The following is a 9,461-nucleotide window of genomic DNA, read 5'->3' as shown; positions in this document are numbered from 1 at the left end:
GGAAAACCGGGGCGCGTCAAAGCCCCGCAGCAGTAGATTGAGCGGAAAATCGCCAGATCGGCGGCTTCAAGCGTTATCCACGACGTGTGACTCCACTCGGCGCGGGTTATTCAGAGCTTCCATAGCGCGTCATATGCTGAATATCTTGCTATTGCGCTTAAGCAAGATCTGGAACTGGCTAATCGATTCGCTGCTGACTCAAAGATCGAGGTCAGTGGTGCGCTGAAGAAAAATGATCTTGATTCCAGTGGTTTGTCTGTAGGAACAGGTGATATTGCCGCACATTTCGTTGTCAAGAATGACAATATTATTCGCTATTCTGCTGATAAATCAGCGCACATTGAGTGGGAGTCGTCGTTCGTGGGGGGCATTGCGATTCCTCGCGCGCAGCAAAGTTATTCGCTTCTCGTACAAGAACTACTCTCAAATCTCTTTGCTGACCCAGCCTTTGTTGCCGCTCTCAAGAATTGAGGAATACACGCGTGAATTTTCTTAGAGCAGTTACTCGAATTGCTTTTCTGTGTGCATTTCTCGGTGCTATCGCCGGCTGCGCGCACTCAATGGTAATCAGCCCGGACATCAGCAAGATCGTGGTTCCCGCCGGTGCCGTTCCAATCAAGAAGAATGTCGGCTACTACCTTGCCGAAACGAATCGGAGTGCGGAAGTGACAACGCCAGGAGGTGGCGGAGACAAAGTTACCTATCATCCGTACCGAGATACTGAAACCGCATTCTACAAAATGCTTTCAAACGTTTTCGCCAGCGTGACGCTGATGAAGGACCCTGCGGACTCTGAAGTGATCAAGCGTGACAATCTGAGCTTTGTTCTGACTCCGCAAATAGCTACCACTTCAAAGTCTTCAAGCGGGCTTACATGGCCGCCGACCGACTTTACCGTGGCGCTTACTTGTGATGTTGTAGATGCCAATGGCAAGACTATTTCGACCTATGCAGTGACGGGCGAAGGCAAAGCTGAGTTCAGTCAATTCAAATCTGATTTCTCACTCAGCGGCAAACTTGCATCAGAAGATGCTCTTCTCAAGATGCAGGAAATTTTTCTTGCCGCCCCCGAACTTCGGAAGTGACGCAGACGATTACAACACCTATCTCTGCTGGCTTGGCACGGCGCTGAGTCGCCGGGGCAATCCGGGGTTCTTTGCCCAAGCTCCAGATTCCACCCCGGCCATTCGCTGTTCGCAAGAGACTACGCCGCAAGCAGTCGATTGTTCGAAGTTTAGCCAAGGCTTGGAAGAAAGCCGCTGGTATCATCGCGTTATGCTTTCCACTCCCTTTGCAGCACCGCCATGAGCATGCCGAACTTCCAGCCACTGCCTTGGCAACGCACGTTGTGGACGACGGTCGCGGCGTCGATGCGGGACGATCGTCTGGGCCATGCGCTGCTGATCGCCGGGCCGCCGGGCGCTGGCAAACGCCACTTCGCGGCTTGCATCACCGCAGCACTCTGGTGCCGCCAACGCGCCGCCGACGGCACCGCCTGCGGTGCCTGCTCCGACTGCCTGCAGGTGCTCAGCGAAGCGCATTCCGGCTACTTTCTGCTGCGAGTCGAGGAAGGCAAGCGCGACATTCCGATCAGCGCCGTGCGCGAGCTCAGCGAGAAGCTGACGATCACCCAGTACGACGGCCGCGCCAAGGTCGCGATCATCGATCCGGCCGATTCGCTGAACGTCAACGGCGTCAACGCGCTGCTGAAGACCATCGAGGAGCCGACGCCGGGCAGTCATCTGCTGCTGGTCAGCAGCCGTCCGCAAGCACTGGCGCCAACCCTGCGCAGCCGTTGCCAGCGGCTGGCGATCGCCGCACCGGCGCGCGAGATCGCATTGAGCTGGATGCGTCAAGCGAGCGGCGGCAAGTTCGATGAGGCCGCACTTGGTCAGGCATTGGAGCTGGCTTCCGGCGCGCCGCTGAAAGCGATCGAGCTGCTGGCCGGCAATGGTGTCGCCGTGCGGGCCGACTGGGCGCGCGGCCTGCTCGATCTGGCCAATGGTCGCGGCGAGCCGGTGCCGATGGCGGCGGCGATCAACGAAGCTGATCCGGCCGGCTGGGTGCAGTGGCTGTACGGCTGGCTGGCGTCGCTGCTGCGCGCGCGGCTGGGGGCACGAACCGATGACGAGGCTCGAACCGCGCTGGCGCAAAGGCTGCCGGCCGAACTGCTCGATCGCTATGTCGCCGAGGCGCAGACCGCGCTCGAACGCATCCACGGTGCGGCCGACAAGAAGCTGGTGATCGAATCCCTGCTGATCGGCTGGATCGCGCTCCTTGCACGGGCCGGCCGCGCTGCGCAGAATCCTCGGACATGAACACCACGACTCGTCCCGGTGCGCCGTCCCCCGGCATCCTGACGCTCAGCATCAAGGACAAGCCGGCGCTCTATGCGTCCTACATGCCGTTCATCAAGAACGGCGGCCTGTTCATTCCGACCAACAAGGAATACCGGCTCGGCGACGAGGTGTTCATCCTGCTGACCCTGATGGACGACCCGGAGCGCATCCCGGTCGCCGGCCGAGTGGTCTGGCTGACGCCACGCAATGCCCAGGGCAAGCGCCAGCAGGGCATCGGCGTGCAGTTCAGCGGCCAGGACAATGGCGATACCCAGAAGAAGATCGACGCTTATCTCGCCGGTGTCAGCGCGGACAAGCCTACGCACACGATGTGAGGTCGGCTGCGGCCGTTCCTCACGTCATTCCCGCGCAGGCGGGAATGACAGTTGTTTGTAGTGTTCGAAGGAAGCGGGTCTAACTGGGCTTCTTCTGGCTCTTCTCGGCCAGACAGGCAATCAGGTCCTGCCAGGATTTGACGAACGAAGCGGCACCATCGCGCTGCAGCTTGGTGGCCAGCGCATCGATGTCGACACCGGCCGCGGCGATCGACGCCAGCACTGTTTCGCAATCGCCGCCGGTGGGTGGCAGCAGCGGCCCCGGATTGCCGCTGTCGACGTAGGCGAGCAGCGTCTTCTCGGGAATGGTGTTGACCGTGTCGGGTGCTGCCAGCGCATCGACGTAGTAGCTGTCGCCCAATGCCGGATCCTTGGCGCTGGTGCTGGCGAACAGCAGGCGCTGCGGCGAGACACCGGCCGAAATGAGCTTCTGCCAGCGGGGCGAGATCAGCAGCTTGCGGTACTCGCGATAGCAGCGGCCCATCATCGCCACGCCCAAGCGGTTATGCAGCGTGGTCGGCAATTGCGCTTTCACCGCGCCATCCCAACGGCTGACGAACACCGAAGCGACCGACGACACATTGGCCGGCAGACCGGCATCGAGACGACGCTCGATACCGCGCGCCCAGGCTTCTGCCGCGGCCAGGTACTGCTCGGCGGAGAACAGCAAGGTGACGTTGACCGGCACGCCAGCGGCGATCGCTTCCTCGATCGCCGGAATGCCGGCCGGGGTGCCCGGAATCTTGATGTAGAGATTCGGCTTGGCAGCCCGAGCATGCAGATCGACTGCGGCATTGACCGTCGCTTCGGTCTCATCAGCCAACAGCGGCGACACTTCCAGAGACACCCAGCCATCAACACCGTTAGTGCGCTCGAACTCCGGCGCGAACAGATCGGCGGCGGCCGACAGATCCTCGATCGCCAGTTCGAAGAACAGCGCTTCGTCGCTCAGACCAGCGGCCGCCTTGCTGCGAATCGCTTCGTCGTAGACGCTGCCGTTCTTGATCGCCTGCTCGAAGATCGTCGGGTTCGAGGTCAGGCCGGTCACCGCGATGTCGCGGATGTAGCGGGCGAGGGTGCCGTCCTGCACCAGGGTGCGGGTGATGTTGTCGAGCCAGAGGCTCTGGCCAAGGGCGTGCAATCGGTTTGCAGGATTCATGCGGAGCGGATCGGTATGAAGTGGCACGGGGGATAGCCCGATTCTACCGATCCGCAGCGGCCCGACACATCAAGCGGCACTTCGGCGTCAGACCAGGCTCGCGCGAGCCTGCCGCGCGGTGCTGACCATCAGCCGCAGCGCTGCTTCGGTCTCTGGCCAGGCACGGGTCTTGAGCCCGCAGTCCGGGTTCACCCAGAGACGTTCGGCCGGCACCACCGACAGCGCCCGATCGAGCAAGGTCTTCATCTCGCCAGCGGATGGCACCCGCGGCGAATGGATGTCGTACAGGCCGGGGCCGATGTCGTTCGGATAGCGGAACTCGGCGAAGGCATCGAGCAGCTTCATCCGCGAACGCGAGGTTTCGATGGTGATGACATCGGCATCCATCGCCGCGATAGCCGGCAGGATGTCGTTGAACTCCGAGTAGCACATGTGGGTGTGAATCTGCGTCTCATCGCGGACGCCGGAAGCGCAGACGCGGAACGCGCGCACCGCCCAATCGAGATACGCAGGCCAGTCGGCCTTCTTCAGCGGCAGGCCTTCGCGGATCGCCGGCTCGTCGATCTGGATGACTTTGATGCCGGCCGCTTCGAGATCGCAGACCTCGTCCCGCAAGGCCAGCGCCAGCTGCAGCGCGACCTCACGGCGTGGCAGATCGTCGCGCACGAAGCTCCAGAACAGCATGGTGATCGGGCCGCTGAGCATGCCCTTCATCGGCTTGGTCGTCAGGCTTTGCGCGTAGCGCGCCCATTCGACGGTCATCGCTAGCGGCCGCGCGACATCGCCATAGATCACCGGCGGTTTGACGCAGCGCGAGCCATAGCTCTGCACCCAGCCGTTCTCGGTGAAGCAATAGCCATCGAGCTGCTCGCCGAAGTACTCGACCATGTCGTTGCGCTCGGCTTCGCCATGGACCAGCACGTCGAGACCCAGCGCTTCCTGCTGCTCGACGGCGTAGCGAATCTCCGCCTGCATCGCCAGCCGGTAGTGCTGTTCGCCGAGCTTGCCGGCCTTGAACGCGGCGCGCGCGGCACGAATCTCGGCGGTCTGCGGGAACGAGCCGATCGTCGTGGTCGGCAGTGGCGGCAGATTCAGCACCGCCTGCTGCTGAACGATGCGCGACACGAACGGCGCGCCGCGGCGGGCATCAGCCTCGGACAAGGCGGCGGCTCTGGCCCGGATTTCCGGGCGCAAGGTGGTGGTTGCCAGCCGTCGCGTTTGCGCCGCTGCCGTGGAGGCTTGCAGCGCGTCCCGGATGGTGTCCTCGCCATCGTCGAGCGCGCGCTGGAGCAGAGCAACTTCTTCCAGCTTCTGGGTAGCGAACGCCATCCAGCGCTTGAGCACGGGATCGAGCTTGTGTTCGTGGGCGAGGTCGGTCGGCACATGCAGCAGCGAGCAGGACGCCGACACCCATAGCCGGTCGCCGAGGATCGCGCTGGCATCGCGCAGGCCGGTCAGCGCCTGCGCCAGATCGGCTCGCCACAGGTTGCGGCCGTCGACCACGCCCAGCGACAGGATCTTGTCCCGCGGCCAATCGGCGAGGAAAACGTCGAGCTGTTGCGGCGCGCGGGCCAGATCGAGATGCAGGCCGGCGATCGGCAGCTGCTTGAGCATCTGTGCGTGCTGGGCCACGCCGCCGAAGTAGGTGGCCAGCAGGATGGCCGGACCGGCGCTGGCCAGTTCGCGATAGACCACCGGCAGCGCCGCCAGCCAGTCCGGCGGCAGATCCAGCGCGAGGATCGGTTCGTCGATCTGCAGCCACTGCACGCCCAGCGCTTTCAGCTCGGCGAGCAGCACGAAGTAGCCGTTGAGCAGCAGGCTCAGCAGCTTCAACTTGTCGAAATCCGGCTCGCTGGCCGCCAGCCACAACCAGGTCAGCGGGCCGGGCAGCACCACCTTGACCTTGTGGCCCAGCGCCAGCGCTTCGCGCACTTCCGGCAGCAGCCAGTCGCGGTTCAAGCTGAAGCGGGTGTACGGCCCGATCTCGGGGACCAGGTAGTGGTAGTTGGTGTCGAACCACTTCTTCATCGCCAGCGCCGGCTGCTCGGCCGTGCCGCGCGCCATCGCGAAATAGCCGGCGAGATCGACTCGGCCACCGAGGCCGAAACGGGCCGGTGCAGCGGAGAACAGCGCGGTGACGGTGTGCAGATGGTCGTACCAGGCGAAGTCGCCGACGGTGACCACGTCCAGCCCGGCAGAGCGTTGCAGTTGCCAGTGCCGCGCGCGCAGGTCCTGGCCAACGCGTTGCAAACCCGCTTCGTCGAGCTTGCCGCTCCAGTGCGCTTCGAGCGCGGTCTTGAGCTCGCGGCGCGAGCCGATGCGGGGAAAGCCAAGGATGTGGGCGACGGTCATGTTCGGAATCGGGCGTGTAAGGGGGCAGGCATGGTCACGGCAGCACACTCATGATTCAATCGCAGTGTTTTCACCACTTAGATGAATTTCATTCATGGCTCAGTCGCCGTTGGAGATGCGTCACCTGCAAACCCTGCTGGCCTTGTCCGAGACCGGTTCGCTCGGCAAGGCGGCGGAGCGCGTGTTCGTCACCCAGTCGGCGCTGTCGCATCAGCTGAAAGCGCTGGAAGCGCGTTACGGCGCGCCCCTGTTCGAGCGCAATACCAAGCCGCTGCGCTTCACTCAGGCCGGCACCAAGCTCGTGGAACTGGCGCGCGCGGTGCTGGCGATGACGGCGCAGGCCGAACGCGAGGTCGCGCAATGGGTGTCAGGCCGTAGCGGAGCCCTGCGGGTGGCGGTGGAATGCCACACCTGTTTCGACTGGCTGATGCCGGCGATGGATGCCTTCCGCGAGCACTGGCCGGATGTGGAGCTGGATCTGGTCGGCGGCTTCCAGATCGATCCGATGGCGCTGGTCGAATCAGGGGCTGCGGATTTCGCCGTGATCCATGACCGGCCGCCGGCACGCGCTGCCGTCGTCGTGGAAAAGCTGTTCAGCTACGAAACCCTGGCCATCCTGTCGCCGCGTCATCCGCTGGCCCGCAAGGCGTTTCTGGAGCCTGCCGATTTCGGAGCCGAAACGCTGATCAGCTATCCGGTCGACGAGGACATGCTCGACGTCGTTCGCCACTTCCTGGCGCCGGCAGGCGTCAGCACCCAGCGGCGCAAGGTGGAACTCACCGTCGCCATCCTGCAACTGGTGGCCAGCAACCGCGGCATCGCGGCTCTGCCTGAATGGAGCATCGCGCCGTACCTGGCGCGCAGCTACGTGATCGGCAAGCCGCTGGGCCCGAATGGTCTGCGCTGCGATCTGTACGCGGCGCTTCCCGAAAGTCTCGCCGCCAAGCCGTTCATGAGCGATTTCCTGGCCGAAGTTCGCCGCTGCTCGGGCGTGCTTTGATCAACCTCTGATTCAGCCCCCCGATCAACGCTTGCGCGGCCAGGCCTCGGGCCTCGGCGGCGGCAAGCGCACGCCCTTGCGAGCTTTCATCACCAGACCCGCCTGTCGTGCCCACAGCGCCAGATGCGCCTGTACCTGGGCGCGATCCTTCATCAGATGCGCCTGGGTCGCGAGGCCGACCAGGAAGCAGCTCAGCTGCTGAAACAGCGCATGCAGATCGGCCTTGCTGGTGCCGGCGAGCTTGGGGTTGGGCTCGAAGTAATGTTCGACCGCCGGCGCGAATACGCTCTGCACGCGCTTCAGTAACTCACGGAGCGCCTCGGCCAGATTTTCGTCGCGCAGGGACGCGACCAGCAGTTCGGTATAGGCGTGGAACAGCGGCGTCGAGAACACCTGATCCCAGGCCGCTTCGACCAGCCGCGTCAGCCGGTCGTCCTCGTCGCCGATCGACAGCAGCAGTTCACCCAGCTGCCGATAAGTGCGGCGCAGCAGATCCTCGGCGGCGTCGAGCATCAGCGCCTGCTTGTTCGGGTAGTGATGCACCTGAGCGCCGCGCGAGACGCCGGCGCGGCGGACGATCGAACTCAGGGTCGAGGCCGCATAGCCGTCTTCGGCGAGGCTTTGCAGCGTCGCTTCGAGCAGGCGGCTGCGCATGCTGTCGCTGCGCTCGGCCTGGGTGCGGCGCAACTTCTTTGGGGCAGGAGACGCAGCGCTGATCGGCATGAAGTTGGGGAGACAGGGGAAATTACGATACCGTCCAGACTGTATGTAAAATCGCCGTTGCTGACCAGCCCACCCAACATCCATCCGATCCCGAACGATGACCTCCAATCCGCTGCTGCACGGCGTCCGCGTGCTCGATCTGTCCCGCCTGCTGCCTGGCCCGTTCTGCACGCTGTATCTCGCCCAGCTCGGCGCCGAGGTGATCAAGATCGAGGAACCGAACGGCGGCGACTACGCGCGGGCGATGTCGGCGGAGATGTTCTCGGCGGTCAATCGCGGCAAGAAATCTGTGACCCTGGACTTGCGCCAGGCCGCCGATGTCGCGCTGTTCAAGAAGATGGTGGCCGATGCCGACGTGGTCGTCGAATCATTCCGGCCCGGCGTCATGGATCGTCTCGGCTGCGGCTACGAGGTGCTGAAAGCGATCAATCCGCGCCTGGTGTTCGCCGCACTGACCGGCTATGGCCAGACCGGCCCGTACCGGAATCGTCCCGGCCATGACATGAACTACCGCGCCTACGCCGGCGAACTGGAGCAGACCGGCAACGCAGCGTCCGGCCCGGTGGTCGGCAATCTGCAGGTCGCCGATATCGCTGGCGGCGCGCTGAGCTGCGCGGTCGGCATTCTCGCAGCACTCATTGGCGCCCGTGCCAGCGGCGTCGGCAGCTTCGTCGACGTCGGCATGATGGACGCCACCCTGGCGATGCAGGTGCTGTCACTGTCGGCGATCCGCAGCTTCGGCAAGGCACCACCACGCGGTGGCGATTTCCTGTCCGGTGCGCTGCCGAACTACGCCGTCTACGAATGCAGCGACGGCAAACATCTGGCCGTCGGTTCACTGGAGCCGAAGTTCTTCGCCGAAGTGCTGAAGCTCGCTGGCCGCGCCGATCTGGCCAAGCTGCCCGCCGCGCCCGGCAAGGCCGGCGCACCGTTGCGCGAGGAACTGATCGCTCTGTTCAAGACCCGCACGCGGGACGAATGGGAGGCGCTACTCGCCCACGAGGAAACCTGCGTCAGCGCCATCCTGACCCCGAGCGAAGCGCTGAACAACGAGCAGGTCGTTGCCCGCAATATGGTCGTCGACGACAACGGCAAGCCGGCGTTCAATCTGCCGATCTTCTTCGACAATGCACTGGCCGTGAACGGCCAGTCGCCGAAGCTCGGTGCCGACAACGAGGCTGTGCTCGGGCCGTTGCGCGTCTGAGTTGTCTTGCTTCGATACAGCGCTTCCGAAAAATCGGAAGCGTTGTTCTCGCTCAGCCGGTCGCGAAGATCGTGTCGGACCCGGTATGCGCCTTGCGCAGGTCGCGCTTGAGGATCTTGCCGGCGGTGTTGCGCGGCAGGTTGTCGACGAAGATCACCTGCTTCGGCACCTTGTAGGGCGCGAGCGACAGCTTCGAGTGGGCGATCAGTTCCTCGGCCGTGACGGACGCGCCATCGCGGAGCACGACGAAAGCGCTGACCGCTTCGATCCATTTCGGATCGGGCAGGGCGACCACCGCGACTTCCGACACCGAGGCATGGGTGAGCAGCGCTTCCTCGACTTCGCGGCT

General features: G+C 63.8%; 8 protein-coding genes and 1 pseudogene. 5 read left to right on the top strand and 4 right to left on the bottom strand.

Annotated elements, in window-relative coordinates; genetic code table 11:
* Positions 1–482 precede the first annotated feature (482 nt).
* From Q0D45_RS19100 to Q0D45_RS19090, 3 genes are all read left to right on the top strand, one after another.
* Positions 483–1,085: a hypothetical protein gene (locus Q0D45_RS19100; RefSeq protein ID WP_293396720.1), complete on the top strand. Its 603-nt coding sequence runs from the start codon at positions 483–485 to the stop codon at positions 1,083–1,085.
* 219 nt (positions 1,086–1,304) lie between these two features.
* On the top strand, positions 1,305–2,318 hold the full coding sequence (locus Q0D45_RS19095) for a DNA polymerase III subunit delta' C-terminal domain-containing protein (RefSeq protein ID WP_293396717.1): 1,014 nt from the start codon (positions 1,305–1,307) through the stop codon (positions 2,316–2,318).
* Positions 2,315–2,674, top strand: a complete 360-nt coding sequence (locus Q0D45_RS19090; protein ID WP_293396714.1) for a PilZ domain-containing protein — start codon at positions 2,315–2,317, stop codon at positions 2,672–2,674. The genes Q0D45_RS19095 and Q0D45_RS19090 overlap by 4 nt, the downstream gene beginning before the upstream one ends.
* 79 nt (positions 2,675–2,753) lie before the next feature.
* On the opposite strand, the gene tal is transcribed toward Q0D45_RS19090, so the two are convergent.
* Positions 2,754–3,833 (bottom strand): transaldolase, encoded by a 1,080-nt coding sequence (gene tal, locus Q0D45_RS19085; RefSeq protein WP_293396711.1) that lies wholly within the window; start codon positions 3,831–3,833, stop codon positions 2,754–2,756.
* A gap of 87 nt (positions 3,834–3,920) precedes the next feature.
* Positions 3,921–6,185 (bottom strand): 5-methyltetrahydropteroyltriglutamate--homocysteine S-methyltransferase, encoded by a 2,265-nt coding sequence (metE, locus tag Q0D45_RS19080; protein WP_293396708.1) that lies wholly within the window; start codon positions 6,183–6,185, stop codon positions 3,921–3,923.
* A gap of 94 nt (positions 6,186–6,279) precedes the next feature.
* On the opposite strand from metE, the gene Q0D45_RS19075 reads away from it, so the two are divergent.
* The gene (locus tag Q0D45_RS19075) at positions 6,280–7,185 is read left to right on the top strand and encodes a LysR family transcriptional regulator (protein WP_293396705.1); all 906 of its coding nucleotides are present in this window, start codon (positions 6,280–6,282) and stop codon (positions 7,183–7,185) included.
* A gap of 24 nt (positions 7,186–7,209) precedes the next feature.
* Here the strand turns inward: Q0D45_RS19075 and Q0D45_RS19070 are convergent, their stop codons facing one another.
* Entirely contained in the window at positions 7,210–7,872 is a 663-nt protein-coding gene (locus tag Q0D45_RS19070; RefSeq protein WP_293396702.1) for a TetR/AcrR family transcriptional regulator, read from the bottom strand.
* 133 nt (positions 7,873–8,005) lie between these two features.
* On the opposite strand from Q0D45_RS19070, the gene Q0D45_RS19065 reads away from it, so the two are divergent.
* Positions 8,006–9,112 carry a CaiB/BaiF CoA-transferase family protein gene (locus tag Q0D45_RS19065; RefSeq protein WP_293396699.1) on the top strand — a complete coding sequence of 369 codons (1,107 nt, stop codon included), beginning with the start codon at positions 8,006–8,008 and terminating at the stop codon, positions 9,110–9,112.
* Between the two features lie 52 nt (positions 9,113–9,164).
* Here Q0D45_RS19065 and Q0D45_RS19060 read toward each other — a convergent pair.
* Positions 9,165–9,461: pseudogene (locus tag Q0D45_RS19060) on the bottom strand (acyl-CoA synthetase); the annotation flags it as partial.

The organism is Nevskia sp. (assembly GCF_023266035.1).
Classification (GTDB): Bacteria; Pseudomonadota; Gammaproteobacteria; order Nevskiales; family Nevskiaceae; genus Nevskia.
Note: the sequence above shows the minus strand (reverse complement) of the source record. Positions and strands in the feature narration are given on the sequence as shown.

Excerpts from the sequence above, each read along its gene's own strand:
- Q0D45_RS19095 (WP_293396717.1), top strand. The coding sequence starts at position 1,305 with ATGAGCATGCCGAACTTCCAGCCACTGCCTTGGCAACGCACGTTGTGG.
- Q0D45_RS19090 (WP_293396714.1), top strand. The coding sequence starts at position 2,315 with ATGAACACCACGACTCGTCCCGGTGCGCCGTCCCCCGGCATCCTGACG.
- tal (WP_293396711.1), bottom strand. The coding sequence starts at position 3,833 with ATGAATCCTGCAAACCGATTGCACGCCCTTGGCCAGAGCCTCTGGCTC.
- metE (WP_293396708.1), bottom strand. The coding sequence starts at position 6,185 with ATGACCGTCGCCCACATCCTTGGCTTTCCCCGCATCGGCTCGCGCCGC.
- Q0D45_RS19075 (WP_293396705.1), top strand. The coding sequence starts at position 6,280 with ATGGCTCAGTCGCCGTTGGAGATGCGTCACCTGCAAACCCTGCTGGCC.
- Q0D45_RS19065 (WP_293396699.1), top strand. The coding sequence starts at position 8,006 with ATGACCTCCAATCCGCTGCTGCACGGCGTCCGCGTGCTCGATCTGTCC.